The organism is Geobacillus sp. C56-T2, assembly GCF_007829715.1.
Lineage (GTDB): Bacteria > Bacillota > Bacilli > Bacillales > Anoxybacillaceae > Geobacillus > Geobacillus icigianus.
In genome coordinates this window covers 3,311,522-3,336,770 of the sequence record NZ_VJWB01000001.1, presented here as the reverse complement: position 1 = coordinate 3,336,770, position 25,249 = coordinate 3,311,522, and the positions used below count along the sequence as shown (strand labels likewise).

The following is a 25,249-nucleotide window of genomic DNA, read 5'->3' as shown; positions in this document are numbered from 1 at the left end:
CTTGCATTCATTGGTTTTATTATATAGAAGGGGAGTGCTGAATTTGAGCCTGCAGCAGCAATACTCGCCAGAGGAATTGCAGGAAATGTCGTTCGTCGAATTGGCGAACCTCATTTTGCTTGACAAGCGGGAGGCGCTGCCATTCGATCAGCTCGTCCGCGAGGTGGCGGCGTTGGCCGGCCGGTCAGAGGAAGAAATGGCGGAGCGGCTTGCCCAATATTATACGGATTTAAATATCGACGGACGGTTTATTTGCGTCGGGGAGAACGCTTGGGGACTGCGCGCATGGTATCCGTTCGATCAGACGGAAGACGAGACAGTGACGATCGTCAAGCCGAAGAAGAAGAAAAAAGCGCTTGATGATGAATACGATGACTACGATGGGTTGCTTGACGAAGAAGTTCTCGATTACGATGATTTGGATGAATACGAGGACGAAGAGCTGGAGCTCGATGAGGATGAGCTGCTCGAGGATGAAGAGTTTGACCTCGATGAAGATGTCGGGTTTGACGATGACATTCTCGGCGATGAAGAGTTTGAGCTCGACGATGAGCCGCTCGATGAAGAGCTCGATCTCGAAGAGACAGAAGAAGACGAATAACCGCTTGACTTTGCCGGACGAAGCCGGTACAATGTGTGTTGGGCTCTTGAAAACGCACGGATGGATCGCTCCCTTACGGATGTAAGCGGAGCGTTTTTTATTTGCAGCTTTCGCAAACACTGAAACTGTCATGGTAATTTCGGCAAGGGGGAAGACAAAATGACGAAGTACATTTTTGTGACCGGCGGCGTCGTTTCTTCGCTCGGAAAAGGGATCACGGCGGCATCGCTCGGGCGGCTGTTGAAAAACCGCGGCCTGAACGTGACGATCCAAAAGTTTGACCCGTACATCAACGTCGACCCAGGGACGATGAGCCCGTACCAGCACGGTGAGGTGTTCGTCACCGACGACGGTGCGGAGACAGACTTGGATTTAGGGCATTATGAACGGTTTATCGATATTAATTTGAACAAATATAGCAACGTCACGACCGGGAAAATTTATTCCGCCGTCATCCGCAAAGAGCGGCGCGGCGACTACTTGGGCGGTACGGTGCAAGTCATTCCACACATTACCAATGAGATCAAAGAACGCGTTTTCCGTGCCGGGCGAGAAACGAACGCGGATGTCGTCATTACGGAAATCGGCGGCACGGTCGGCGACATCGAATCGCTCCCGTTTTTAGAGGCGATTCGCCAGATCAAAAGCGACGTCGGCCGCGAAAACGTCATGTACATCCACTGCACGCTCGTGCCGTACATCAAGGCGGCTGGGGAAATGAAAACGAAGCCGACGCAGCATAGCGTCAAAGAATTGCGCAGCCTCGGCATCCAGCCGAACGTCATCGTCGTGCGCACGGAAATGCCGATGCCGCAAGAAATGAAAGACAAAATCGCCCTCTTTTGCGACATCGATCCAAAAGCGGTCATTGAAGCGCGCGACGCCGACACGCTGTATGCCGTGCCGCTCATGCTGCAGGAGCAAAAGCTCGACCAAATCGTGTGCGAACATTTGCGCCTCAACTGCCGTGAAGCGGACATGACCGAATGGAAAGCGCTCGTGGAAAGAGTGCGCAACCTGTCAAAAACGACGAAAATCGCTCTCGTCGGCAAATACGTCGAGCTTCCGGACGCCTATATTTCGGTTGTTGAGGCGCTCCGTCATGCGGGGTATGCGTTTGACACCGACATCGATATTCAGTGGATCAATGCCGAGCATGTGACGCGGGACAATGTGGCCGATCTGTTGAAAGAAGCGGACGGCATTTTAGTTCCGGGCGGGTTTGGCGATCGCGGGGTTGAAGGGAAAATTGAGGCGATTCGCTACGCCCGCGAGCAGCGCGTGCCGTTTTTCGGCATTTGCTTAGGAATGCAGCTCGCGTCGATCGAATTTGCCCGGAATGTCGTCGGCCTCTCTGGCGCTCATTCCTCCGAATTTGATGCCAACACGCCGCATCCGATCATCGACTTGCTTCCGGAACAAAAAGATGTCGAGGACATGGGCGGCACGCTCCGGCTCGGCTTGTACCCGTGCAAGCTGCAGGAAGGTACGCTTGCTTATGCGGCTTACGGTGACGAAGTCATTTACGAGCGCCATCGCCATCGGTATGAGTTCAATAATCAATACCGTTCGATCATGGAAGAGCACGGGTTTGTTTTCTCCGGCACGAGCCCGGACGGCCGGTTGGTCGAGGTGATCGAGCTGAAAGACCATCCTTGGTTCGTCGCTGCGCAGTTTCACCCGGAGTTCACCTCGCGCCCGACGCGGCCGCAGCCGCTGTTTCGCGAGTTTGTCAGAGCGTCGCTGAAACAATGACGAAAACGGAGCTGTCCCAAAAAGCCACCGAACGGCCTTTTGGGTTCAGCTCCCTTTCTTTTTTTAGCACGATGCTCGTTGACTTAGGTGCGGCTTCTCTTCCTTTTTCCTTCAGCCGACAGGAGAGCGCTCATTTTGGATGGCGGGCGTTATTCATATTCCGATAAAATTTCATCGAGCAACACGCGCAGCCCGTAGTAGACGAAGGAAGCGGTGATGATCGTCGGCATGCCGATGCGGCGGCCGTCTTCGGTCGGCACGAACGGACGGGAAAGTTTGCTGTCGATAAAGACGGTAGCTATATCGGCCAGTCCGGGTTCATCCTTGACGAGCGCCGCAACGGCCACTGCATCGACGCCGTGTGCCTGCAGCTGTTCGACGAGGCGAATGGCCTCACAATCATTGGAAAAGCGGGCGAAGAGAAGCGCGCGATCCGTTTCCCGCCAATCACTGGTTGCCGTCGGTTCCAGCCGTTTGGCTTTCGGCAACGGATCAGGGCCAAGAAGCGCGGCGGCGGCGACCGCATCGAGTTCACCGCTGCCATACAGCCAAATGCGTCCATCGCCGATAGCGGCCTGGGCGAGCAGACGCGCCCCGTCTTCGATGGCCGGTTCCTCGTCAGCCGCGATTTTTTGCAGCAGCCCGATCGTTTGGGTCGTCAAAATTTTCATTGTTCGGCCTCCTTTCGCCGTTATTATACAAAACATGCAAATGTCAAGAAAAGCAGGCAGGAAATACGTTCGGGAAATGCGAAAGATTAATAGAAAGAACAAAAGAATAGAGGTGCATAGCGGTGGAAAGCAAAATCTTAATTGTTGATGACCAATACGGCATCCGCATTTTGTTAAACGAAGTGTTTCAGCGGGAAGGATATGCGACCTATCAGGCCGCCAACGGCATGCAGGCGCTCGAAATCGCCCGCAAGCACCGCCCTGATTTAGTGCTTTTGGACATGAAAATTCCCGGCATGGATGGCATTGAGATTTTAAAGCGGCTCAAAGACATCGACCCTGATATGAAAGTGATCATCATGACCGCCTATGGGGAGCTGGATATGATTCAAGAAACGAAAGAGCTCGGAGCGCTGATGCATTTTGCCAAGCCGTTTGACATCGATGATTTGCGCGCGGCGGTCAAAAAATGCTTGGCGCTGTAAAGAGAGGCTTCGCGGGCTGCCAGCTGTCGGGCTCCGAATGGAAATGTTGCTGTTTTGCCGGCAAGTTGGTATGCTTATAACGTAGATGCCCTTTGCGCCTGCCGGTTCACGTTCCGCCTTGGTGGCAAGGGCGATGATCAGCGAAGGAGGATAGAACCATGCCGTTAGTGTCAATGAAGGAGATGCTCAACGACGCGCTGCGCGGCAAATACGCGGTCGGTCAGTTCAACATTAACAACTTGGAATGGACGCAAGCCATTCTAGCGGCGGCCGAAGAAGAAAAATCGCCGGTCATTCTCGGCGTTTCCGAAGGAGCGGCCCGCTACATGAGCGGGTTTAAAACGGTCGTCAACATGGTGAAAGGCTTGATGGAAGACATGAACATCACGGTTCCGGTCGCCATTCACCTAGACCATGGCTCGAGTTTTGAAAAATGCAAAGCAGCCATCGACGCTGGGTTCACCTCGGTCATGATTGACGCCTCTCATCATCCGTTTGAGGAAAACGTCCGCATCACCTCGCAAGTCGTCGAATATGCCCATGCGCGCGGTGTGTCGGTTGAAGCCGAGCTCGGCATCGTCGGCGGGCAGGAAGATGATGTCGTCGGCGAAGGGATTATTTACGCCGACCCGAAAGAATGTGAAGAGCTTGTCAAACGGACGGGCATCGACTGTCTCGCTCCGGCTCTCGGCTCGGTGCATGGACCGTATAAAGGGGAACCGAAGCTCGGATTTGCCGAAATGGAACAAATCCGCGACCTGACCGGCGTCCCGCTCGTGCTTCACGGCGGCACCGGCATTCCGACCGAACAAATTCAGCGCGCCATTTCCCTTGGCACATCGAAAATCAACGTCAATACCGAAAACCAAATGGCGTTCACGAAAGTCGTCCGCGAGCTGCTCGCTAGCGACCCGAACGTTTACGACCCGCGCAAAATCATCGGTCCGGGTCGCGATGCCATCAAAGCGACGGTCATTGGCAAAATGCGCGAGTTCGGTTCGTCTGGCAAAGCGGCGCAATAACCTTGTCCGACCGGCGGGTTCGCCCGCCGCTTGGACTGGCCTGCTTGTTTCCGTCTCATCATGAACGAAGGAGGGTCCGCCATGAAATTTTTCATTGATACGGCCAATTTGGAAGAAATTAAACATGCTCATGAACTCGGGATTTTGGCTGGGGTGACGACCAATCCGAGCCTTGTGGCGAAGGAAAACGTGTCATTCCACGAGCGGCTCCGCGAAATTACATCGATCGTTTCCGGTTCGGTCAGCGCCGAAGTCATCTCGACCGATGCGGCCGGCATGATCGAAGAGGGCGAGGAGTTGGCCAAAATCGCCCCGAACATCACGATTAAAGTGCCGATGACGCCGGAAGGGCTAAAGGCGGTGAAAACATTCAGCGAAAAAGGCATCAAAACGAACGTTACGCTCGTGTTTACCGCCAACCAAGCGCTGCTGGCTGCGCGCGCTGGCGCCACCTACGTCTCGCCGTTTCTCGGTCGCCTCGACGACATCGGCCACAACGGCTTGGAGCTCATTTCCACCATCGCTGACATTTTCAACATTCACGGCATTGAGACGGAGATCATCGCCGCTTCGATTCGCCATCCGCACCATGTGACAGAAGCCGCGCTGCGCGGAGCGCATATCGCCACCGTGCCGTACAAAGTGCTGATGCAGCTGTTCCACCATCCGCTGACCGATCAAGGGATCGAGAAGTTTCTTGCCGACTGGAATCGGAAACAATAACAGGAAAGCCATTCGTTTTCTCGGTGAAGCGGGCCCGCCTTTTTGCCTTGCGCTGGGCGTTCGGCCCGCCGCGCCGCATTCTCGGCCTGCAAGGGAAGCTAACTTCGGTGCAAAGAAGGGAGACGACGATGGATAAAATCAAAATCATCGGCGGGGAGCGGCTGCGCGGGACGATCAAAGTGAGCGGCGCGAAAAACAGCGCCGTCGCCTTGATTCCTGCCGCGATTTTGGCCGAGTCGCCGGTGACGATCGAGGGATTGCCGGATATTTCCGATGTGCGCATTTTAGGAAGCTTAATCGAAGAAATCGGCGGGGCGTTTTCATTTGACGGCAAAGAGGCGGTCATCGACCCGACGGATATGGTGTCCATGCCGCTCCCCAACGGGAAAGTAAAAAAACTGCGCGCCTCGTACTATTTGATGGGAGCGATGCTCGGCCGCTTCAAAAAAGCGGTTGTCGGCTTGCCGGGCGGCTGCCACCTTGGACCGCGCCCGATCGATCAACATATTAAAGGGTTTGAGGCGCTCGGCGCCACGGTGACGAACGAGCAGGGCGCGATTTATTTGCGCGCCGAGGAGCTGCGCGGGGCCCGCATTTTTTTGGACGTCGTCAGCGTCGGGGCAACGATCAACATCATGCTGGCGGCGGTGCGCGCCAAAGGGCGGACGATCATTGAAAATGCGGCGAAAGAGCCGGAAATCATCGATGTGGCGACATTGCTGTCGAACATGGGCGCGAAAATCAAAGGAGCCGGCACCGATGTCATTCGCATTGACGGCGTCGAAAAATTATCGGGCTGCCGACACGCCATCATTCCGGACCGGATCGAAGCCGGAACGTATATGATTGCCGCTGCGGCCACCGGCGGCGAGGTCATCGTTGATAACGTCATCCCTCAGCACGTTGAGTCGCTGACGGCGAAATTGCGCGAAATGGGCGTGCGCGTCGAGACGGGCGAAGATCAGATTTTGGTCGCCGGCACCGAGGTTTTGAAAGCGGTTGACGTCAAGACGCTCGTCTATCCAGGGTTTCCGACCGATTTGCAGCAGCCGTTTACCGCATTGCTGACAAAGGCGAACGGGACAAGCGTCGTCACCGATACGATTTACAGCGCCCGCTTCAAGCATATCGACGAGTTGCGGCGCATGAACGCCAACGTCAAAGTCGAAGGCCGCTCGGCCATTGTCACCGGCCCGGTCAAGCTGCAAGGGGCAAAGGTGAAAGCGAGCGATTTGCGCGCCGGGGCAGCGCTTGTCATCGCCGGGATGATGGCGGAGGGGATGACGGAAATCACCGGCGTTGAGCATATCGACCGCGGCTACAGCGGCTTGGTGGAAAAACTGTCCGACATCGGCGCTGTCATTTGGCGTGAAAAAATGACCGATGAAGAAGTGGAACAAGTGAAAAACGCGTAACACCAAGGGCAAAGGGGAAGGGGAGAACAACGATGGAGCGAAGCTTGTCAATGGAACTCGTGCGCGTCACCGAGGCGGCGGCGCTGGCCGCCGCTCGCTGGATGGGGCGCGGGAAAAAAAATGAAGCCGACGAGGCGGCGACATCGGCCATGCGCGACGTATTTGACACCGTGCCGATGAAAGGGACGGTCGTCATCGGGGAAGGAGAAATGGACGAGGCGCCGATGTTGTACATCGGGGAAAAACTTGGCAACGGCTACGGTCCGCGTGTTGATGTCGCGGTTGACCCATTGGAAGGGACAAACATCGTCGCCTCAGGAGGATGGAACGCCTTGGCGGTCGTCGCCGTCGCTGATCATGGTCATCTGCTTCATGCCCCGGACATGTACATGGAAAAAATTGCGGTCGGCCCGGAAGCGGTCGGGATGATCGACATCGAAGCGCCGATCATTGACAATTTAAAAGCGGTAGCGAAAGCGAAAAATAAAGACATTGAAGACGTCGTTGCTGTTGTTCTCAATCGCCCGCGCCACGAGCGTCTCATCCACGAGCTGCGCGAGGCCGGCGCCCGCATCAAGCTCATCAATGACGGTGATGTCGCTGCTGCCATCAATACGGCGTTTGACCATACCGGCGTCGATATTTTGTTCGGCTCCGGCGGCGCGCCGGAAGGGGTGCTTGCGGCCGTCGCGCTGAAATGCCTTGGCGGCGAGCTGCAAGGGAAACTGCTGCCGCAAAATGACGCCGAACTTGAGCGGTGCAAACAAATGGGGATCGACGTCAACAAAGTGCTGCGCATGGACGACCTCGTGAAAGGGGACGACGCGATTTTTGCCGCCACCGGTGTCACCGACGGGGAACTGCTGCGCGGCGTGCAGCTGAAGGGAGCATACGGCCTCACCCACTCGGTCGTCATGCGCGCCAAGTCGGGCACCGTTCGCTTCATCGAAGGGCGGCATAGCTTGAAGAAAAAGCCGAATTTGGTCATTAAGTGACCTGCCTTCCATCCCTGCTTGACGGCGGCGCCGGCCCCGCGCGCCGCGCCCCGCCGAAAAAAACAAAAAAAGATTGATTAAAAGGGAGAAAAAGGGGTAAAATAGTCGTGTTGCCTGTGCAAAAATAAGCTCTGCCATTCTACTTTCCTTTTATTCAGCCTTCATTATCTTCGAAACGAATGATCCCTTCGCCTGTGGAAATTGATGATCGATATATCCGAATGCGCACGATGGGAGAATAGGAAACTTTGCAAAGCGTGGTGTCGAGATGGAACTAACGTTAGCGGCCTTAGAAAACATGAAATTAAAAGAGCTGTATGAGCTCGCCAAACAGTACAAAATATCATACTATAGCAAGTTGACGAAAAAAGAGCTTATTTTTGCCATTTTGAAAGCGCGTGCCGAACAAGACGGCCTCTCTTTCATGGAAGGCGTTCTCGAAATCATACCGTCCGAAGGGTTTGGCTTTTTGCGGCCTGTCGGTTATTCCCCGAGCTCGGAAGACATTTACATTTCCGCTTCCCAGATTCGCCGTTTTGATTTGCGCAACGGGGATAAAGTGTCTGGAAAAGTGCGACCACCAAAGGAAAATGAGCGCTACTTCGGCTTGCTTCACGTCGAGGCGGTCAACGGCGAGGATCCAGAGATCGCCAAGGAACGCGTTCACTTTCCGGCGCTGACCCCGTTATATCCAAACCGGCAAATGAAATTGGAGACGACCCCGGACAAGCTGTCGACCCGCATCATTGATTTGATCGCCCCGGTCGGTTTTGGCCAGCGCGGATTGATCGTCGCGCCGCCCAAAGCTGGGAAAACGATGCTGCTAAAGGAAATTGCCAACAGCATCACGACCAATCATCCGGATGTCGAACTCATCGTTCTCCTCATTGATGAACGGCCGGAAGAGGTGACCGACATTGAGCGGTCGGTGCAAGGCGAAGTGGTCAGCTCGACGTTTGACGAAGTGCCGGAAAACCATATCCGCGTGGCGGAGCTCGTTTTGGAGCGGGCGATGCGGCTAGTCGAACATAAGCGCGATGTCGTGATTTTGATGGACAGCATCACGCGCCTCGCCCGGGCGTACAACCTCGTCATTCCGCCGAGCGGCCGTACGCTGTCGGGCGGGATTGATCCGGCGGCGTTTCACCGGCCGAAGCGGTTTTTCGGCGCGGCGCGCAACATTGAGGAAGGCGGCAGCCTCACGATTTTGGCAACGGCTCTCATCGACACCGGATCGCGCATGGACGATGTCATTTACGAAGAGTTTAAAGGCACCGGCAACATGGAGCTGCACCTCGATCGGTCGCTCGCCGAGCGCCGCATTTTCCCGGCGATCGACATTCGCCGCTCGGGAACGCGCAAAGAGGAGCTGCTCATTCCGAAAGAGCATTTGGACAAATTGTGGGCGATCCGCAAAACGATGGCTGATTCGCCGGACTTTATTGAGCGGTTTTTGAACAAGCTGCGCCGCACAAAGTCCAACGAAGAGTTTTTCGCCTTGCTCGATCAAGAGTGGAAAAATGGAGGTCCACTCCGCATTTAAGGAGGCCCAACACAAGCGGGCGGCGCGGTCAGGACGAGGTCTGGCTCTTGGTTGGCGTCGGCGCGTTTCGCCTCGCTCCGTTGCCGCCGCGGTTCAGCGGGGTTTCCTGTATTTGTCGGGATTTGCCCGTTGCAAAACCTCAGAAAAGCTGTTATAATCTTGTCATGTGTGTTTCGACTGGGCCATCACAAGGTTGTACGTAAAACGGTCTTTGTCGGCCGCGGGCGTCTATGGATGCGCTCCGGCCGTTCTGAACGCAGCGCTTCCCCGGCTAGGCGGAAGCGCCCCACGAATGAGTCACTCTGTTTCGACGAGATCCAGGGCGGAAGGAGATGAAAACGATGAAACAAGGGATCCATCCAGCGTACAAAAAAGTCATCGTCCGCTGCGCATGCGGCAACGAATTCGAAAGCGGTTCGGTCAAAGACGAACTGCGCGTGGAGATTTGCTCGGAGTGCCATCCGTTCTTCACGGGCAAACAAAAATTCGTCACCGCCGCGGGCCGCGTGGACAAATTCAATAAAAAATACGGCCTTCAATAACAAGGACGAGCGAAAGCAGGCAAGCGGACACTTGCCTGCTTTTTCGTGAGAACGGATGCCGGCGCTTGTTGCTCGCGTTTGCTTCGGCGCCCGTCTAGATGATAGTGTGGTGTGAAAGGAGAGGCCTCCATGTATGTGATGACACAGTCCGGCTGGCTGGAAGTCATTTGCGGCAGCATGTTCTCCGGCAAGTCGGAAGAATTGATTCGCCGCGTTCGCCGCGCCCAGTTCGCCAGGCAGGAAGTGAAAGTATTCAAGCCAACGATGGACAACCGTTACAGCGATGATGCGGTCGTTTCGCACAACGGCAATTCGGTGATCGCCATTCCGGTCGCGACGCCGGAGGAGATGTTCCGCTACATTACCGCCGCGACCGATGTGGTTGCCATTGACGAAGTGCAATTTTTTTCCGATGACATCATCGATGTCGTGCAAACGCTCGCTGACCGCGGGTATCGCGTCATCGCCGCTGGGCTCGACCAAGATTTCCGCGGCGAGCCGTTCGGGCCGGTGCCGACGCTGATGGCGATCGCGGAATCGGTGACGAAATTGCAGGCAGTATGCACCGTCTGCGGCTCCCCGGCCAGCCGGACGCAGCGGTTGATTAACGGTGTCCCGGCCTCTTATGATGATCCCGTCATTCTTGTCGGCGCCAGCGAAGCGTATGAGCCGCGCTGTCGCCATCACCATGAAGTGCCGGGCAAACCGCCCAAACGCCCTCACTCCTTGGCTGAGCATGCCGGTGAGTGAGACGGAAAAGTTTCATGGGCAGCGCGGTCTGCCCTCCACTCGAGGATGAAAATCGGCTTCAGTTCAGCATTTTCGTGGAAAAGTTTCATGGGCAGTGTGATCTGCCCTCCACCAGGGGATGAAAATCCGCGTCAGTTCGGCATTTTCACGGGAAACGAAGCGGTGCTGTCAAGCCGGCGCATGCCGGGACCATAGCGGGCGCAGATCGCGGCAAGAGCGGCCGGCGCGCCTTTGCTGTCTGCCGGTGAACAAGCAGGCGAATGATGGAAGAAATATTGCCGTCGGTCATGGACATCCTAACAGCAAGGAGGCGAAATCAATGAAACGCATTGGGCTGTTAGGATGTGCTTTGCTTCTTTCCGCTTGTTCGCTGCGTCCGGATCATCCGTCGTATCGCCAGCAAAGCGAGGACAAAAACGGCGCGCGCCTCATGACGGAGGAGCAGTCGAACATCGACGCGGATCGCGACCTGTACAACCGTTTTGACGACCCGGAGAAAACGCGGCAAAACCCGAATTTCATCAGTTTAACGGAAGGAAGCGAAAACCAGCGCGCCGATCTGCGTAAGGCGGTGCAACTGATTGAACGTCATACCGACGACCGCGTCGATTCTATTTGGTTTCATGGCAGCAATCTGTATGTAACGGTCGATGCGCCGGATACGCTGTCCGCTAAAGAGCGACAGCACGAAGCGCGCCGCATCGACCAGCTGTTGACCAAAGCGATTCCAACATACGAAATCATCGTCCGCGTCAACTGACAGCTCCCGCTTGCCGAAGGCGGGGGTTTTTGTTTGGCCGCGTTTCATGGTATAATCTAAAATTAGACTGTGTGCAAAAACAGAGGTGAATCATGTGTTTGACCGGTTGGAAGCTGTCGAACAACGGTACGAAAAATTGAATGAGCTGCTGATGGACCCCGACGTCATCAACGATCCGAAAAAGTTGCGCGATTATTCGAAAGAACAAGCCGATTTGGAGGAAACGGTGCAAACATACCGGGAATACAAGTCGGTTCGCGAGCAGCTCTTGGAAGCGAAAGCGATGCTCGAAGAAAAGCTGGAACCCGAGCTGCGCGAGATGGTGAAAGAGGAGATCAGCGAGCTCGAAGAACGGGAAGAGGCGCTCGTTGACAAGCTGAAAGTGCTGCTTTTGCCGAAAGACCCGAACGATGAGAAAAACGTCATCATGGAAATTCGCGCCGCCGCCGGTGGCGAAGAGGCGGCGCTGTTTGCCGGTGACTTGTACCGGATGTATACGCGCTATGCGGAATCGCAAGGGTGGAAGACGGAAGTGATCGAAGCGAGCCCGACCGGCCTCGGCGGCTATAAAGAAATCATTTTTATGATCAACGGCAAAGGGGCGTATTCCAAGCTGAAGTTTGAAAACGGCGCCCATCGTGTCCAGCGCGTCCCGGAAACGGAATCAGGCGGGCGCATCCATACGTCAACGGCGACGGTCGCCTGCCTGCCGGAAATGGAAGACATCGAAGTCGAAATCAACGAAAAAGACATTCGCGTCGACACGTTTGCCTCCAGCGGACCCGGCGGGCAAAGCGTCAACACGACGATGTCGGCCGTGCGTCTTACCCATATTCCGACCGGCATTGTCGTCACGTGCCAAGACGAAAAATCGCAAATCAAAAACAAAGAAAAAGCGATGAAAGTGTTGCGCGCCCGCATTTATGACAAATACCAGCAGGAAGCGCGCGCTGAATACGACCAAACGCGCAAGCAAGCGGTCGGCACCGGCGACCGTTCCGAGCGCATCCGCACGTACAACTTTCCGCAAAACCGCGTCACCGACCATCGCATCGGGCTGACGATCCAAAAGCTCGACCAAGTGCTCGATGGGCATTTGGATGAAATCATTGAGGCTCTTATTTTGGATGACCAGGCGAAAAAATTGGAGCAAGCGAACGATGCGTCGTAACGTGCATGAAGTCCTCGCTTGGGCTTCTTCTTTTTTGCGCGCCCACGGAAAAGAGGAGCGGGCGGCGGAGTGGCTATTGTGCCACCATTTGCGCACCGATCGGGTCGGACTGTTCGCCCGTTGGCGCGAGCCGGTCGCGGAAGCGGTGTACGAGCGGTTCGCGGCCGATGTGCGCCGCCATGCCGTAGACCATGTACCGGTTCAATATTTGATCGGCCACGAATGGTTTTACGGACGTCCGTTCCTTGTGAACCGCCATGTGCTCATCCCGCGCCCGGAAACGGAAGAGTTGGTGCTTGGCGTCCTTGAGCGCGTGCCGCGCCTATTTGCCGGCCGCGAGCGGATCGATGTCGTCGATGTTGGCACCGGCAGCGGGGCGATCGCGGTGACGCTGGCGCTTGAGAACAAGGCGTTATCGGTGACCGCCACCGATATTTCCGAAGCGGCGCTCGCCATTGCCCGGGAAAACGCCCGGCGGCTCGGGGCGAACGTTTCATTTTTGCGCGGCGACTTGTTGCAACCGCTCATCGAACAAGGGCGAACCGTCGATGTGGTCGTTTCGAATCCGCCGTACATTGCCGAGACGGACGCCGCTATGCTTTCCCCGGTGGTGAGAGACTACGAACCGCACACGGCCCTTTTCGGCGGCCGCGATGGTTTGGATTTTTACCGCCGCTTTGCCCGCGAGCTGCCATTGGTGTTGAAAGAAACGGCGCTTGCGGCTTTTGAAATTGGCGCCGGGCAAGGGGAGGCGGTGGCCGCCCTGTTGGCGACGGCGTTTCCGGGGGCGCGGGTCGAAGTGGCCTTTGATTTGAACGGCAAGGATCGAATGGTTTATATGACAAGAAAAAATTAGATTCATAGGTTTAAAACGAAGCGGCACCGTCCACAATGAATGATGAAAGGACGGTGCCAATCATGCGGATAAAAGGAAATGCGATAGCCGTATGTTTATATATCATTCTATTAGCGACAGGTGTGCTCGTTCATCTGTATGGCCAGCAGACGAACGCCGGGGCGAACGCGGCGGTCGTCATTCCCAATGACGCGATCCGCCTGCGCATTTTGGCGAACAGCGATGCCGCGCAAGACCAGGAGCTGAAACGGAAAGTGCGCGATGCGGTCAACGCGCAAATCAACGGGTGGGTGGCCGAATTGACATCGCTGGCCGAAGCGAAGCGCGTCATTCGCTCCCATTTGCCGGACATTGAACAAACCGTCGCTCGCGTCCTTCGTGATGAGCGAAGCCACCAGCTGTACAAAGTGGAGTTTCGGCCGGTTCGTTTTCCGACGAAAGTGTATGGCGATTACGTATACCCAGCCGGCACGTACGAGGCGGTCTTGATTACCCTTGGGGAGGGAAAAGGGGCGAACTGGTGGTGCGTCCTGTTTCCGCCGCTTTGCTTCCTTGATTTTTCCAACGGTGATGCCGTTATGATGATGGCGAGCCAGACGCCGAATCACGGGCCAGGCCAGCCGAACGGCGAGGATGGGACGGTTCGGGGGGAAAAGGTGGAGCCGCGCGGACGGGAAACGGTTAGTTCAACCAAGGAGGCGGCCGGGGGAGCGAGTCAAGCCGGGTTAAACGGCGACGCGGGTTCCGTTCAAACCGATGATGGCAAGGAGCGAAAGTCTTCCTTGGCTGTAACCGAGGCGGAGCAACCGGTCGAAGTGAGATTTTTCTTCAAAGAATGGTTCGACCGCCTCGTTCCGTAAAAGCGATCACGGCCGGCGAACGAAGAGGGGAAGAGCGTTTGAAAAACGTTGCGGCGGCCGTGGGCTCCACCCTAGCCGGCGTTAGGTTGGCCGCGCTGACGGCAGTTGTCCACATAGTTATCCACAAAAACAGCAGACTTATTCACATTTTGTGTATAACTTTTAAGAAAAGTCGGGAAGGGGATCCGGCAAGGAACGAAAATCGGCTTGATTTCAAAGCGAACGACGGCGATGGAGAAGGTGAAAACGATTGAAAACGCGTGTTTGGGTTGTGGATAATATTGTTGATAAACAACGGTCTTATCCACAAATACGGGAAGCGGCCGAGTGGCTGCGAGCAGGAGAGGTTGTCGCGTTTCCGACCGAAACGGTGTACGGACTAGGGGCCGATGCAGCGAATACGGAGGCGGTGGAAAAAATTTTTGCCGCCAAAGGCCGGCCGAGTGACAATCCGCTCATTGTTCACGTCGCGACGATGGCGCAGGCGGAGTCCGTTGTGGCGGCGATTCCGCCGCTGGCTAGGACATTGATGGAGCGGTTTTGGCCGGGTCCGCTCACGCTCGTGTTGCCGAAACGGAAAGGAGCCGTGTCCGAGCGGGTGACTGCCGGGCTTCCGACCGTGGCGGTGCGCATGCCCGCTCATCCGTTGGCGCTCGCCTTGATCGAGGAAAGCGGGTTGGCGCTCGCCGCTCCGAGCGCTAACCGTTCCGGTCGGCCGAGCCCGACGACGGCGGCCCATGTGCTCGCCGATTTAAACGGGCGCATTGCCGGGGTGATGGACGGCGGACCTACCGGTATCGGCGTCGAATCGACGGTGCTTGACTGCAGCCAGACAGTGCCGACGATTTTGCGCCCCGGTGGAGTGACGAAAGAAGCGCTCATGAAGGTGATCGGCCATGTGGCTGAAGCGGCTGGTCAAGAACATGAACCGGGGGCACCGAAAGCGCCGGGGATGAAATATACGCACTATGCACCGAAAGCGCCGCTTTGGATCGTTGCCGGTTCGCCAGCGTTTTTGCAGCGGCTCGTTGAGGAAAGCCGGGCGGAAGGAAAAGCGGTCGGGGTGTTGACGACCGAAGAACACCGCGGACAGTATGCGGCCGATATCGTCATTTCGTGCGGAACGCGCCGGGCGCTTGAGACGGTCGCCCGTCAATTATATGATGCGCTGCGTCGGTTTGATGACGCGAATGTGGACCTGATTTACAGCGAGGCTTTTCCAGAAGAAGGAATCGGCGTCGCTTTGATGAACCGATTGCGCAAAGCTGCCGGGGGGCGTGTCATCCATGAACAACAGGAGTGAAGTTCAACGGGTGCATGCGAACATCGACCGTTTGAACAGGGGGCATCCATGAGCAACCGGAGTGAAGCGGAAGCCGGTTCGTCTTGGCGCTCCGCCTCTCCAACCAGCCGAGTTTGGGGGTTGAAAACGAGCGAGGCGCGGCTTTTGACGAAATCAAGGCAAAACCCGAACGACTAAAACGGTTTTTTTAATCATGAGGCGTGGGGTTCCCGTTTCGCGTTCCGCCTCGGCGACAACGACGTCCGGCAGCAACGCAGTCGGAATGAGAAACAGGCTACTTGTGGGAGGCGCTATATGGGAAAACGGTCGTGGGGGCTTCATCGCATTGGTGAGGCGCCCTTGTTTTTTTAGTGTTAGTGCGATTGCTGCACCGGAATGACGCCCGCATGAAAGCTTCCCGGCATTGGGGGAGGTCCCTTTTAGCTCCCGCCCTATGTCTAAACCGTTTTGTGCGCGCATATGCTAGCAGTAAGGCCAGTCCGGGAGGGGAGAAACATGGGCGCGCTAGTCGGAGAAATGATGGCGCTGTCGATGATGGCGTTCGCACTGGGAATGGACGCATTTTCGGTCGCCTTGGGGATGGGGATGCTGCGTCTTCGGCTTCGGCAAATCTTTTACATCGGCCTGACGGTCGGCTTGTTTCACATTGTCATGCCGCTTGTCGGCATGGCCGTCGGCCGCCTGTTGTCGCGCGAATTAGGAAGCTTCGCAACGTATACGGGAGGCGCGCTGCTGTTATGGCTCGGCGGACAAATGATTGTCACCTCGTTTCGGCACGAGGGCGGCTCACCGCTGTTTCCGCGCGGGGCAGGGCTGCTTTTTTTTGCCTTTACCGTCAGTTTGGACAGTTTTTCGGTCGGGTTGAGCCTCGGCATTTTCGGGGCGCAGACGATGGCAACGATTTTCCTGTTTGGCTTGTTTAGCATGGGATTAACGTGGATGGGCCTGATCGTCGGTCGCCGCGTTCAGCAATGGCTTGGCGCATACAGCGAGGCGCTCGGCGGCAGCATTCTGCTGGCGTTTGGGTTCAAGCTGTTGTTCTGGTGACCAGCCTAGGAGGCTGGTGAAAAACGGTTGTTTCTCTTGAGCAGTGGGGGAATGTTTGAGAGGCGCTCCTGATGCGACAAGGCTTATCCATTTGAGAAACGGGTTTGATCAGCGGCTTGCCCCCTTAAATCACCGGCCTTCTAGGAGGGACGCTTGTCAACCGCGATTTTGCCGTCCCGACGGAACGTTGCCCACCGGTTTTCGGGCGGGCGTTTTTCACCTCAGGCGGGGAAAAAACGGACTGCCTGCTTTTTTTTGCCCTTTTGCCTATGATATATTGATGATAAGTGATGGAAGGGGAAGAGGTGATGGCATGTCGTATCGCATTTTATTTGTCTGTACAGGGAACACGTGCCGGAGCCCGATGGCCGCGGCGCTTTTGGCCAACAAGCGGCTGCCCGGCGTCGAGGTCAAGTCAGCCGGTGTATTTGCCGCCGAAGGGAGCGAAGCGTCCGATCAGGCGAAGATGGCGTTGAGGGAAAAAGGCATTGAAGCGGAGCACCGCTCTTCGTTGCTGAAAAAAGAGCACATTGATTGGGCGACCCATGTGTTGACAATGACATCCGGCCATAAGGAGATGATCATTCAACGTTTTCCGGAGGCGAAAGACAAAACGTTTACATTGAAGCAATTCGCGGCGGGAACGGACGGAGACATCGCCGATCCGTTCGGCGGGCCGCTCGAAGCGTATCGGGCAGCGCGCGATGAGCTGGAGGCGCTCATTGACCGCTTGGCGGAAAAATTGCGGACAGAGCTGTGAAAGGACGACGGATAAGGGGGAGAACGATGGGGAAGACGCAGCGCCGGTTTAGTTTGCGCTTGAAGCTCGTCATATTTGTGACGCTGTTGGCGCTTATCACTTATTCGACAAGTGCTCTGTATTTGTATGTGTTGTATGACTGGTGGTTTTCCGCCTTCAACAAAGGGGCGTTCACCATCATCATTTTAGCGCTCGGCATTGCTTGGTCCGGAGCGCTCGCCTATTTTGCCGCCGGCTGGATCACCAAACCGCTGCAGCAGCTTGAGGAAGCCGCAGTGAAAGCGGCCAGCGGGCGTATCGAAGAAGACGTGCCACTGCCTTCGGCCAACGATGAAATCCGCTCGCTCGCTGTCGCCTTCAACCGCATGCTTGATCACTTGCGCGCCGTCATCGTCAACATTGAAACCCATGCGGCGCGGACGAATGAAAAGACGGCGGAAATGAAGCAGGCGTCTGAAGCGGCGGCCGGCCGCGCCCGGGAGATTGCGGCGACGATTGATGAGATTGCCAAAGGGGCTTCCGCATCGGCCGAGGCGGTTCAAGAAGCGGCGGGGGCGGCTGAAGACGTGCTTGCCATTGCCTTGAAAGTGAAAGACACCGCTGAACGGGCGGAACGATCCGTGCAAGGGATGGCGGAGACGCTCAAGGCGAGCCGTGAGCTGACCCATTCCCTCATCAGCGGCATCGAGCAGCTGGCCAACGATCAAGAGCTGTCGCGGGCAGCGGTCAAGCAGCTTGAAAAACACGCGAAACAAATCAGCCACATTACGTTGCTTGTCGCCGATATGGCCGAACAGACGAACTTGCTGGCGCTCAACGCGTCCATCGAGGCGGCCCGCGCCGGCGAACACGGGCGGGGATTCGCCGTTGTCGCCGAGGAAGTGCGCAAGTTGGCTGATGAAAGCGCGGCGGCGGTGAAACAAATTGCCGAATTGGTGAATACGATCCAAACCGAGGTTGCCCGGGTCGTCGTGCAAATGGACGAGCAAGCCGCCGCAGCGTCGGCCGAAGCGGCGAAAGGGAAACAGACGAATGAGGCGATCGCCGCTATGGCATCATCAGCTGGCGAAGTGATTCGCGCCGTTCATGACATCGCCGAGCTGGCGAAAAACCAAATGAGCCACATGGAGCGAGTGGCGGCGCAGACGCAAGAGGTGGCGGCGATCGCCGAGGAGACGTCCGCCGGAGCGCTTGAAGTGACGGCGGCCACTGAGGCGCAGACCGCGGCGGTCAGCGATGTGCATCAACTGGCAGGCGAGCTCGTGGAACAGGCGCAACAGCTGCACGAAGCGATCACCCGGTTCCGTGCCCGTTAGGCATGCTTGGCAGCAACGTGCGTGAACGAAAACAACCGATGTCTTTGGCCGCCTCATCGCCGGCAATGGAGGGTTTCGCCAAAAGCCTGTCCGGGAAACGGCGGCCCTTTCCATTCCCGCGGCGAGATCCCATGAACAGAAAGGAGAACGACGATGAAAGTTGCCATTGCTTCCGATCACGGCGGAATCCGCATCCGTGAGGAAATTAAAACGCTGTTGGATGAAATGGGAATTGAGTATACAGATTTTGGCTGCGACTGTGAGACGTCTGTCGACTACCCAGATTACGCGCTTCCGGTCGCTGAAAAGGTAGCGCGCGGCGAGTTTGACCGCGGCATTTTAATTTGTGGCACAGGTATCGGCATGACGATCGCCGCGAACAAAGTGAAAGGAGTGCGCTGCGCCCTTTGTCATGATGTATATAGCGCCAAATTGACGCGCATGCATAACGACAGCAACATCCTCGCGATGGGTGAGCGCGTCATCGGCCCCGGCTTGGCGCGCGAAATCGCCAAGGCGTGGCTGGAGACTGAATTTGAAGGTGGGCGCCATGCGCGGCGGATCGGTAAAATCGCTGAGTATGAAGACCGTCAAGGAGGGAAATAGCGTGGAGGCAGAGCTTGCCAAATGGCAGCGGCAATGGCAAGCGGTTTTGCGGGCGTTTCGCGAGCAGGTGCCGCTTGGGCGCGGCGATCTCGTAGTCATTGGCTGCAGCACAAGCGAGGTGTTGGGGGAACGAATCGGAACGGCAGGATCGATGGACGTCGCCGCTATGCTGTTTGCCGAACTGGAGGCATGGCGGCGCGACACCGGCATTGCCCTCGCTTTCCAATGTTGTGAACATTTAAACCGCGCCCTTGTCGTCGAGCGCGAAACGGCCAAAACGCACGGTTTGGAGATCGTCTCGGTCGTTCCGGTCCCTAAGGCGGGCGGCGCGATGGCGGCTTACGCTTATCGGCAGTTCGCCGATCCCGTTGTCGTTGAGACCATTCGCGCCGATGCCGGCATCGACATCGGCCATACGCTGATTGGCATGCATTTGAAGCCGGTAGCGGTCCCAGTTCGGGTGCCAATCAAGCATGTCGGTTCGGCGTGCGTGACGTTGGCGAAAACGCGGCCGAAGCTGATCGGCGGCGCGCGGGCTGTCTACTCGTTGGAAAATCCGAACGATTCATGTTCTTTTTAGACCTTTTATTCACTTTTCCTTTGGATTTGCCGAGCGAAAGCTGATAAAATAAAAACGAATATTCATTGTGCATAAGGGGGAGCTAGTGATGAATCACTTGCCACAGCAAGATCCGCAAGTATTCGCCGCCATCGAACAGGAGCGGAAGCGGCAGCACGCCAAAATCGAATTGATCGCGTCCGAAAATTTCGTCAGCCGCGCGGTGATGGAAGCGCAAGGGTCGGTGCTGACGAACAAATACGCCGAAGGCTATCCGGGCCGCCGTTATTATGGCGGTTGTGAATACGTGGACATCGTCGAAGAATTAGCGCGCGAGCGGGCGAAGCAGCTGTTCGGGGCGGAGCACGCGAACGTTCAGCCGCACTCCGGAGCGCAGGCGAACATGGCCGTCTATTTCACCGTCCTCGAGCCCGGCGACACCGTGCTTGGCATGAACTTGTCGCACGGCGGCCATCTGACCCACGGCAGCCCGGTCAATTTCAGCGGCATCCAGTACAACTTTGTCGAATACGGTGTCGATCCGGAAACGCATGTCATTGACTATGACGATGTGCGCGAGAAAGCGCGCCTTCATCGGCCGAAGTTGATTGTCGCCGGCGCCAGCGCTTACCCGCGCGTCATCGACTTCGCCAAGTTCCGCGAGATTGCCGATGAAGTCGGTGCGTATTTAATGGTGGATATGGCTCATATTGCCGGTCTTGTTGCGGCAGGTGTTCACCCGAATCCGGTGCCGTACGCCCATTTTGTGACGACGACGACGCACAAAACGCTGCGCGGCCCGCGCGGAGGAATGATTTTATGCCAAGAGCAGTTCGCCAAACAGATCGACAAAGCGATTTTCCCCGGCATCCAAGGCGGCCCGCTCATGCATGTGATTGCCGCCAAAGCCGTCGCGCTTGGTGAAGCGCTGCAAGATGACTTTAAGGTGTATGCGAAACGCGTGGTAGAAAACGCCAAGCGGCTCGCTTCCGCTTTGCAGAAGGAAGGGTTTACTCTCATTTCCGGAGGCACGGACAACCATTTGCTGCTTGTTGACTTGCGCCCGCAGCAGTTGACCGGGAAAACGGCGGAAAAAGTGCTCGATGAAGTCGGGATTACCGTCAACAAAAACACGATTCCGTACGATCCGGAAAGCCCGTTTGTCACGAGCGGCATCCGCATCGGCACGGCCGCCGTCACCACACGCGGCTTCGGCTTGGAAGAGATGGATGAAATCGCCGCCATTATCGGGCTCGCCCTGAAAAACAGCGACAGCGAACAGGCGCTTGAGGAAGCGCGCCAACGCGTGGCGGCGCTGACGGAAAAATTCCCACTTTACCAAGACTAGCAGCGAAGGCCGCGGACGGGTCCTTCGGTTTCCGAAGACCGGCCGCGGGCACGACGGTGCACAACCCGCGCCCATCTGTTGGGACGCGGGCGTTTTCTTGTGCGGGCAGCGGTGAACGACCGGAGCAATCCGGCGCTCCGCGACCGTTGCCGCGCCGCGGATGGCGAACGCTTTCGCCAGTTGAACAGGCGCCGATTTTTCAGTAGAATGTATAGAAGTGTACCGCATACATACGGAAGAGGAGATGACCCATGGGAAAAGTGTACGTATTTGACCATCCGCTCATTCAGCACAAGCTCACGTACATTCGCGACAAACATACAGGAACGAAAGAGTTTCGCGAATTGGTGGATGAAGTGGCGACGTTGATGGCGTTTGAAATTACACGCGACCTTCCGCTTGAGGAAGTGGAGATTGAAACTCCCGTCAGCAAGGCGAAAGCGAAGGTGATCGCTGGCAAAAAACTCGGTGTCATCCCGATTTTGCGCGCCGGCATCGGCATGGTGGACGGCATCTTGAAGCTCATCCCCGCAGCGAAGGTCGGCCATATCGGTCTGTACCGCGATCCGGAAACGCTCAAGCCGGTGGAATATTACGTCAAGCTGCCAAGCGACGTGGAAGAACGCGATTTTATCATCGTCGATCCAATGCTCGCAACCGGCGGTTCGGCAGTGGCGGCGATCGACGCGCTCAAGAAGCGGGGGGCGAAAAGTATTAAATTCATGTGCCTAATCGCGGCGCCGGAAGGAGTGAACGCGGTGGAAACGGCGCATCCGGACGTCGACATTTACATCGCTGCCCTCGATGAGCGGCTGAACGACCACGGTTATATCGTTCCCGGCCTCGGCGACGCCGGCGACCGGCTGTTCGGGACGAAATGATAGCTAGTTGAACGAGACGGCGTGCATACGACGAACAATAGGGTGCCCTTCTTTTGGACGGGTCACCCTTTTTTTCGTATGAATATGGGAACGTTCTTAATCATGACTACGTGCGGCGCCGCCTGTCGTGCAGGAAGTTGACTGGCCAAGTTAGGCAGAAAGAGCAACTAAAAATAAAATATATCATTATACATGATATTTGTGAAAAGAAAATGAGAAATTGTCACAAATTATTAATATTTGTCTTGGGTTAATGATGTTTTCTGTGGAAATACATTGACATGACCCTATTGGTATTGTATGCTTTACAGGGGATATGTTGAGAGGGTTTTCACTGTCTGAAACTACTCTTGTTATCGATTAGTGGGGCATATGGTCTATGAAAAAAAATAACCGCCACCCGTTTCGAGCGATCGGGTTGATGTCGGCAATTACATCACAACTTGTCGGCTGCACGTTAGTCGGTTTGTTCGGTGGAAGATGGGCCGACCGGCAATTAGACAGTGAGCCGATTTTTCTAATTATTGGCCTGTTGCTCGGTTTAGCGGCAGGAGTTTTTGCCATGCTAAAAACAGTCCGACGCTTTTTTGAGGAATAAGGAGCCATGCTCGATACGATCATTAAACGAATCCAAAACCAACTGTTCATCTTGATCGTTTGTTATGCATTAGGGGCGATATGGACAAAGTATGAAGGGTGGTTTTTTAGTCTGCTCGTCGGTACAACGGCAGGATGGTATAGCATACGGCTGTTGGCTCGGCGTGTAAGAAAGGTCGGAGAAGCGGTCGCTGAAGGCCGTCGCCCTCCGTCGCTTGGGACAATGCTCCGTTTTGCGTTGGCGATGGCGGTTGCCCTTCTCGTGTCCCGCTATCCCCAACATTTTTCGATGGTGCCGGTGGTGATCGGCCTATCCACTCCCTATATTTTGCTGGTAGTAAATCATTTTTTACATAATGACCAATCAGCTGCATAGAAAGTGAGGTGAGCGATAATGGATCATAAGGCGCCACTTTATGAATTGTTTGGTCTCACGTTTAATCTAGCCAACGTATTAATGGTGACTATCACTTGTGTCATTGTATTGGCTATTGCCATTGCGGCAACGCGTAATCTTTCAATGAGGCCGACAGGATTGCAAAACCTTATCGAGTGGGTTGTCGATTTTGTGAAAGGAATCATTAAAAGCAACATGGACTGGGAAACAGGGGGACGTTTTCATTTACTCGGTTTAACGTTAATTATGTATGTTTTTGTCGCCAACATGTTAGGTCTTCCGTTCTCCGTTGTCGTCCATGATGAATTATGGTGGAAATCACCGACAGCCGATCCGGCTATTACGTTGACGTTGGCTGTAATGGTTGTAGCTCTTTCCCACTACTACGGCATTAAACTGCGCGGCGCTTCCGAATACTTAAAAGGGTTTACAAGCCCAATGTGGTTTATGTTTCCCCTCAAGATCATTGAAGAATTCGCCAATACATTGACGCTTGGTCTCCGTCTTTACGGAAACATTTTTGCCGGCGAAATTTTGCTTGCATTGCTTGTCGGGGGGCTGGCCACCGGTGTCGGAGGAACGATTGCCGCGATCATTCCGACGATGGTATGGCAAGCGTTTAGTATTTTCGTCGGGGCCATTCAAGCATTCATATTCACCATGTTAACAATGGTATATATGGCGCATAAAGTTAGCCATGATCATTAATCTTTATCTTGATCCATGTTCTGTTTACTATTTTTAATATTTTTAAAAAATAAATCAACTTTATTAGTGAATAAGGAGGATTTCTCAGATGGGTGCATTAGCTGCAGCAATTGCTATTGGTCTTGCCGCACTTGGTGCGGGTATCGGTAACGGTTTAATCGTTTCTCGTACAGTAGAAGGAATTGCACGCCAGCCGGAAGCGCGCGGCATGCTGCAAACGACAATGTTTATCGGGGTTGCGTTGGTTGAGGCGATTCCGATCATCGCGGTCGTTATCGCGTTTATGGTACAAGGAAGATAACAAATGGGGAGCGCTTGTTAACGGAATGTTAACAAGCGCCTTCAGCAAAAAGAAAGGTCAAAGTGATGATGGCGAAGATCATTCGATAAGAACCTTCGCCATCGCTTTATGTATGCCTTGATATAGAGGAACGACCGATCAGCAATGTTCGGTCAAGACGCAACGGCGGAAAGGAGTGAACGAAAATTATGTTGGCAACATTACAAACAGCAGCGCTTGGCGCAGCAACTGGGCATGGACCGGTCAACACCGGGGACATGATTTTTCAGCTTGTCGCGTTTATTTTGTTGATGCTTTTGCTTCGGAAATTTGCTTGGGGACCGCTTATGAGCGTCATGAAACAGCGCGAAGAGCATATTGCCAATGAAATCGATCAAGCGGAAAAACGTCGCCAAGAGGCGGAAAAACTGCTTGAAGAACAGCGTGAACTGATGAAGCAATCGCGTCAAGAGGCGCAAGCGCTCATTGAAAACGCACGCAAGCTTGCTGAAGAGCAGAAGGAACAAATCGTCGCCTCGGCTCGCGCCGAAGCGGAACGGGTAAAAGAAGCGGCGAAGCGAGAAATCGAGCGCGAAAAAGAACAGGCGATGGCTGCGCTTCGCGAACAAGTGGCTTCCTTGTCTGTCTTCATCGCCTCGAAAGTGATTGAAAAAGAGCTGACGGAGCAAGATCAACGCAAGCTGATCGAAGCGTATCTCAAAGACGTTCAAGAGGCAGGAGGAGCGCGATGAACAACGAAACGATCGCCAAACGGTACGCATCCGCCCTGTTTCAAATCGCGCTCGAACGAGGACAGCTTGATCGGATGGAAGAAGATATTCGCGCTGTGCGCCAAGCGCTGGCGGAAAACGGCGAGTTTTTATCGCTCCTTTCGCATCCGAAACTTTCGCTAGAGAAGAAAAAAGCGTTCATCCGCGAAGTGTTCGCCGGCGTGTCTACTCCGGTGCAAAACACGCTTCTCCTTCTTCTGGAGCGCCATCGCTTCGGCCTTGTGCCTGAGCTGGCGAAACAGTTTCTCGCCCTCGTTGACGATGCGCGCGGCATCGCCAAGGCGGTCGCCTATTCGGCACGGCCATTGACGGATGAAGAACTGAGGGCCCTCTCTGACGTCTTTGCCCAAAAAGTTGGCAAACAGACGCTTGAGATTGAAAATATCATCGATCCGGAACTCATCGGCGGCGTGAAGCTGCGCATCGGCAACCGCATTTACGATGGCAGCGTCAGCGGACAGCTTGAACGGATCCGGCGGCAGTTGATCGGCTAACATTTGGAGATAG

At 55.4% G+C, this 25,249-nt stretch carries 30 protein-coding genes; 29 read left to right on the top strand and 1 reads right to left on the bottom strand.

Annotated features, from left to right (window positions below; genetic code table 11):
- Window positions 1-43 precede the first annotated feature (43 nt).
- Together rpoE and GC56T2_RS16585 are read left to right on the top strand one after the other, a co-directional pair.
- The gene (gene rpoE, locus GC56T2_RS16590) at window positions 44-601 is read left to right on the top strand and encodes a DNA-directed RNA polymerase subunit delta (RefSeq protein ID WP_144976734.1); all 558 of its coding nucleotides are present in this window, start codon (window positions 44-46) and stop codon (window positions 599-601) included.
- A 159-nt stretch (window positions 602-760) separates the two neighbouring features.
- Window positions 761-2,356 carry a CTP synthase gene (locus GC56T2_RS16585; RefSeq protein ID WP_144976732.1) on the top strand — a complete coding sequence of 532 codons (1,596 nt, stop codon included), beginning with the start codon at window positions 761-763 and terminating at the stop codon, window positions 2,354-2,356.
- 149 nt (window positions 2,357-2,505) lie between these two features.
- Here GC56T2_RS16585 and GC56T2_RS16580 read toward each other — a convergent pair whose 3' ends face one another.
- Window positions 2,506-3,027, bottom strand: a complete 522-nt coding sequence (locus tag GC56T2_RS16580) for a DUF2529 family protein (protein WP_144976730.1) — start codon at window positions 3,025-3,027, stop codon at window positions 2,506-2,508.
- A 122-nt stretch (window positions 3,028-3,149) separates the two neighbouring features.
- Between GC56T2_RS16580 and GC56T2_RS16575 the strand changes: the two genes are divergently transcribed.
- The 27 genes from GC56T2_RS16575 to GC56T2_RS16450 all read left to right on the top strand — a co-directional run bounded on the left by GC56T2_RS16575 (window position 3,150) and on the right by GC56T2_RS16450 (window position 25,236).
- Entirely contained in the window at window positions 3,150-3,512 is a 363-nt protein-coding gene (locus GC56T2_RS16575; RefSeq protein ID WP_033021918.1) for a response regulator, read from the top strand.
- A gap of 158 nt (window positions 3,513-3,670) precedes the next feature.
- A complete protein-coding gene (locus GC56T2_RS16570; RefSeq protein ID WP_033021920.1) occupies window positions 3,671-4,534 on the top strand; it encodes a class II fructose-bisphosphate aldolase in 864 nt (287 codons plus the stop codon).
- 81 nt (window positions 4,535-4,615) lie between these two features.
- Entirely contained in the window at window positions 4,616-5,257 is a 642-nt protein-coding gene (fsa, locus tag GC56T2_RS16565; protein WP_033020535.1) for a fructose-6-phosphate aldolase, read from the top strand.
- A 128-nt stretch (window positions 5,258-5,385) separates the two neighbouring features.
- A complete protein-coding gene (locus tag GC56T2_RS16560) occupies window positions 5,386-6,672 on the top strand; it encodes a UDP-N-acetylglucosamine 1-carboxyvinyltransferase (RefSeq protein ID WP_033020533.1) in 1,287 nt (428 codons plus the stop codon).
- Between the two features lie 32 nt (window positions 6,673-6,704).
- Window positions 6,705-7,667, top strand: a complete 963-nt coding sequence (gene glpX, locus GC56T2_RS16555) for a class II fructose-bisphosphatase (RefSeq protein WP_033020531.1) — start codon at window positions 6,705-6,707, stop codon at window positions 7,665-7,667.
- A 268-nt stretch (window positions 7,668-7,935) separates the two neighbouring features.
- Complete coding sequence (gene rho / locus GC56T2_RS16550) at window positions 7,936-9,210, top strand: transcription termination factor Rho (protein ID WP_033020530.1); 1,275 nt, start codon at window positions 7,936-7,938, stop codon at window positions 9,208-9,210.
- Between the two features lie 341 nt (window positions 9,211-9,551).
- Window positions 9,552-9,752, top strand: a complete 201-nt coding sequence (gene rpmE / locus GC56T2_RS16545) for a 50S ribosomal protein L31 (protein ID WP_033020529.1) — start codon at window positions 9,552-9,554, stop codon at window positions 9,750-9,752.
- A gap of 129 nt (window positions 9,753-9,881) precedes the next feature.
- Complete coding sequence (locus tag GC56T2_RS16540; protein ID WP_033020528.1) at window positions 9,882-10,502, top strand: thymidine kinase; 621 nt, start codon at window positions 9,882-9,884, stop codon at window positions 10,500-10,502.
- Between the two features lie 319 nt (window positions 10,503-10,821).
- Window positions 10,822-11,262, top strand: coding sequence for a hypothetical protein (locus GC56T2_RS16535; RefSeq protein ID WP_144976728.1), 441 nt, complete (start codon window positions 10,822-10,824; stop codon window positions 11,260-11,262).
- A gap of 94 nt (window positions 11,263-11,356) precedes the next feature.
- Window positions 11,357-12,433 (top strand): peptide chain release factor 1, encoded by a 1,077-nt coding sequence (prfA, locus tag GC56T2_RS16530; protein ID WP_033842862.1) that lies wholly within the window; start codon window positions 11,357-11,359, stop codon window positions 12,431-12,433.
- The gene (gene prmC, locus GC56T2_RS16525; RefSeq protein ID WP_144976726.1) at window positions 12,423-13,289 is read left to right on the top strand and encodes a peptide chain release factor N(5)-glutamine methyltransferase; all 867 of its coding nucleotides are present in this window, start codon (window positions 12,423-12,425) and stop codon (window positions 13,287-13,289) included. The genes prfA and prmC overlap by 11 nt, the downstream gene beginning before the upstream one ends.
- 35 nt (window positions 13,290-13,324) lie before the next feature.
- Entirely contained in the window at window positions 13,325-14,149 is an 825-nt protein-coding gene (gene spoIIR, locus GC56T2_RS16520; protein ID WP_144976724.1) for a stage II sporulation protein R, read from the top strand.
- Window positions 14,150-14,399: 250 nt separating this feature from the next.
- Window positions 14,400-15,452, top strand: a complete 1,053-nt coding sequence (locus tag GC56T2_RS16515; RefSeq protein ID WP_144976722.1) for an L-threonylcarbamoyladenylate synthase — start codon at window positions 14,400-14,402, stop codon at window positions 15,450-15,452.
- Window positions 15,453-15,500: 48 nt separating this feature from the next.
- On the top strand, window positions 15,501-15,629 hold the full coding sequence (locus tag GC56T2_RS18245; protein ID WP_255516116.1) for a hypothetical protein: 129 nt from the start codon (window positions 15,501-15,503) through the stop codon (window positions 15,627-15,629).
- Window positions 15,630-15,947: 318 nt separating this feature from the next.
- On the top strand, window positions 15,948-16,499 hold the full coding sequence (locus tag GC56T2_RS16510; RefSeq protein WP_144976720.1) for a manganese efflux pump MntP: 552 nt from the start codon (window positions 15,948-15,950) through the stop codon (window positions 16,497-16,499).
- 313 nt (window positions 16,500-16,812) lie between these two features.
- On the top strand, window positions 16,813-17,259 hold the full coding sequence (locus tag GC56T2_RS16505; protein WP_061912531.1) for a low molecular weight protein arginine phosphatase: 447 nt from the start codon (window positions 16,813-16,815) through the stop codon (window positions 17,257-17,259).
- Between the two features lie 26 nt (window positions 17,260-17,285).
- Window positions 17,286-18,575 carry a methyl-accepting chemotaxis protein gene (locus tag GC56T2_RS16500; RefSeq protein WP_144976718.1) on the top strand — a complete coding sequence of 430 codons (1,290 nt, stop codon included), beginning with the start codon at window positions 17,286-17,288 and terminating at the stop codon, window positions 18,573-18,575.
- A gap of 153 nt (window positions 18,576-18,728) precedes the next feature.
- Window positions 18,729-19,181: a ribose 5-phosphate isomerase B gene (gene rpiB / locus GC56T2_RS16495; protein ID WP_033842868.1), complete on the top strand. Its 453-nt coding sequence runs from the start codon at window positions 18,729-18,731 to the stop codon at window positions 19,179-19,181.
- Window positions 19,156-19,761, top strand: a complete 606-nt coding sequence (locus GC56T2_RS16490; RefSeq protein ID WP_370454572.1) for a TIGR01440 family protein — start codon at window positions 19,156-19,158, stop codon at window positions 19,759-19,761. Before rpiB ends, GC56T2_RS16490 begins: the two co-directional genes overlap by 26 nt.
- 88 nt (window positions 19,762-19,849) lie before the next feature.
- Window positions 19,850-21,088, top strand: a complete 1,239-nt coding sequence (gene glyA, locus GC56T2_RS16485) for a serine hydroxymethyltransferase (RefSeq protein WP_144976714.1) — start codon at window positions 19,850-19,852, stop codon at window positions 21,086-21,088.
- A 251-nt stretch (window positions 21,089-21,339) separates the two neighbouring features.
- Complete coding sequence (upp, locus tag GC56T2_RS16480) at window positions 21,340-21,969, top strand: uracil phosphoribosyltransferase (protein WP_033020503.1); 630 nt, start codon at window positions 21,340-21,342, stop codon at window positions 21,967-21,969.
- A gap of 379 nt (window positions 21,970-22,348) precedes the next feature.
- Entirely contained in the window at window positions 22,349-22,567 is a 219-nt protein-coding gene (locus GC56T2_RS16475; RefSeq protein ID WP_144976712.1) for an AtpZ/AtpI family protein, read from the top strand.
- A 6-nt stretch (window positions 22,568-22,573) separates the two neighbouring features.
- Window positions 22,574-22,942, top strand: a complete 369-nt coding sequence (locus GC56T2_RS16470) for an ATP synthase subunit I (protein WP_144976710.1) — start codon at window positions 22,574-22,576, stop codon at window positions 22,940-22,942.
- 18 nt (window positions 22,943-22,960) lie between these two features.
- Window positions 22,961-23,671, top strand: coding sequence for a F0F1 ATP synthase subunit A (atpB, locus tag GC56T2_RS16465; protein ID WP_144976708.1), 711 nt, complete (start codon window positions 22,961-22,963; stop codon window positions 23,669-23,671).
- Between the two features lie 88 nt (window positions 23,672-23,759).
- Window positions 23,760-23,972 carry a F0F1 ATP synthase subunit C gene (atpE, locus tag GC56T2_RS16460; protein ID WP_144976706.1) on the top strand — a complete coding sequence of 71 codons (213 nt, stop codon included), beginning with the start codon at window positions 23,760-23,762 and terminating at the stop codon, window positions 23,970-23,972.
- Window positions 23,973-24,160: 188 nt separating this feature from the next.
- Window positions 24,161-24,703 carry a F0F1 ATP synthase subunit B gene (gene atpF / locus GC56T2_RS16455; protein WP_144976704.1) on the top strand — a complete coding sequence of 181 codons (543 nt, stop codon included), beginning with the start codon at window positions 24,161-24,163 and terminating at the stop codon, window positions 24,701-24,703.
- The gene (locus GC56T2_RS16450) at window positions 24,700-25,236 is read left to right on the top strand and encodes a F0F1 ATP synthase subunit delta (protein WP_144976702.1); all 537 of its coding nucleotides are present in this window, start codon (window positions 24,700-24,702) and stop codon (window positions 25,234-25,236) included. Before atpF ends, GC56T2_RS16450 begins: the two co-directional genes overlap by 4 nt.
- Window positions 25,237-25,249 lie beyond the last annotated feature (13 nt).

What these genes read in the sequence shown, in the direction of transcription:
- GC56T2_RS16585 (WP_144976732.1), top strand. Translation starts at nt 761, where the DNA reads ATGACGAAGTACATTTTTGTGACCGGCGGCGTCGTTTCTTCGCTCGGA.
- GC56T2_RS16580 (WP_144976730.1), bottom strand. Translation starts at nt 3,027, where the DNA reads ATGAAAATTTTGACGACCCAAACGATCGGGCTGCTGCAAAAAATCGCG.
- GC56T2_RS16570 (WP_033021920.1), top strand. Translation starts at nt 3,671, where the DNA reads ATGCCGTTAGTGTCAATGAAGGAGATGCTCAACGACGCGCTGCGCGGC.
- fsa (WP_033020535.1), top strand. Translation starts at nt 4,616, where the DNA reads ATGAAATTTTTCATTGATACGGCCAATTTGGAAGAAATTAAACATGCT.
- GC56T2_RS16560 (WP_033020533.1), top strand. Translation starts at nt 5,386, where the DNA reads ATGGATAAAATCAAAATCATCGGCGGGGAGCGGCTGCGCGGGACGATC.
- glpX (WP_033020531.1), top strand. Translation starts at nt 6,705, where the DNA reads ATGGAGCGAAGCTTGTCAATGGAACTCGTGCGCGTCACCGAGGCGGCG.
- rho (WP_033020530.1), top strand. Translation starts at nt 7,936, where the DNA reads ATGGAACTAACGTTAGCGGCCTTAGAAAACATGAAATTAAAAGAGCTG.
- rpmE (WP_033020529.1), top strand. Translation starts at nt 9,552, where the DNA reads ATGAAACAAGGGATCCATCCAGCGTACAAAAAAGTCATCGTCCGCTGC.
- GC56T2_RS16540 (WP_033020528.1), top strand. Translation starts at nt 9,882, where the DNA reads ATGTATGTGATGACACAGTCCGGCTGGCTGGAAGTCATTTGCGGCAGC.
- GC56T2_RS16535 (WP_144976728.1), top strand. Translation starts at nt 10,822, where the DNA reads ATGAAACGCATTGGGCTGTTAGGATGTGCTTTGCTTCTTTCCGCTTGT.
- prmC (WP_144976726.1), top strand. Translation starts at nt 12,423, where the DNA reads ATGCGTCGTAACGTGCATGAAGTCCTCGCTTGGGCTTCTTCTTTTTTG.
- spoIIR (WP_144976724.1), top strand. Translation starts at nt 13,325, where the DNA reads ATGAATGATGAAAGGACGGTGCCAATCATGCGGATAAAAGGAAATGCG.
- GC56T2_RS18245 (WP_255516116.1), top strand. Translation starts at nt 15,501, where the DNA reads ATGAGCAACCGGAGTGAAGCGGAAGCCGGTTCGTCTTGGCGCTCCGCC.
- GC56T2_RS16510 (WP_144976720.1), top strand. Translation starts at nt 15,948, where the DNA reads ATGGGCGCGCTAGTCGGAGAAATGATGGCGCTGTCGATGATGGCGTTC.
- GC56T2_RS16505 (WP_061912531.1), top strand. Translation starts at nt 16,813, where the DNA reads ATGTCGTATCGCATTTTATTTGTCTGTACAGGGAACACGTGCCGGAGC.
- GC56T2_RS16500 (WP_144976718.1), top strand. Translation starts at nt 17,286, where the DNA reads ATGGGGAAGACGCAGCGCCGGTTTAGTTTGCGCTTGAAGCTCGTCATA.
- rpiB (WP_033842868.1), top strand. Translation starts at nt 18,729, where the DNA reads ATGAAAGTTGCCATTGCTTCCGATCACGGCGGAATCCGCATCCGTGAG.
- GC56T2_RS16490 (WP_370454572.1), top strand. Translation starts at nt 19,156, where the DNA reads ATGAAGACCGTCAAGGAGGGAAATAGCGTGGAGGCAGAGCTTGCCAAA.
- glyA (WP_144976714.1), top strand. Translation starts at nt 19,850, where the DNA reads ATGAATCACTTGCCACAGCAAGATCCGCAAGTATTCGCCGCCATCGAA.
- upp (WP_033020503.1), top strand. Translation starts at nt 21,340, where the DNA reads ATGGGAAAAGTGTACGTATTTGACCATCCGCTCATTCAGCACAAGCTC.
- GC56T2_RS16475 (WP_144976712.1), top strand. Translation starts at nt 22,349, where the DNA reads ATGAAAAAAAATAACCGCCACCCGTTTCGAGCGATCGGGTTGATGTCG.
- GC56T2_RS16470 (WP_144976710.1), top strand. Translation starts at nt 22,574, where the DNA reads ATGCTCGATACGATCATTAAACGAATCCAAAACCAACTGTTCATCTTG.
- atpB (WP_144976708.1), top strand. Translation starts at nt 22,961, where the DNA reads ATGGATCATAAGGCGCCACTTTATGAATTGTTTGGTCTCACGTTTAAT.
- atpE (WP_144976706.1), top strand. Translation starts at nt 23,760, where the DNA reads ATGGGTGCATTAGCTGCAGCAATTGCTATTGGTCTTGCCGCACTTGGT.
- atpF (WP_144976704.1), top strand. Translation starts at nt 24,161, where the DNA reads ATGTTGGCAACATTACAAACAGCAGCGCTTGGCGCAGCAACTGGGCAT.
- GC56T2_RS16450 (WP_144976702.1), top strand. Translation starts at nt 24,700, where the DNA reads ATGAACAACGAAACGATCGCCAAACGGTACGCATCCGCCCTGTTTCAA.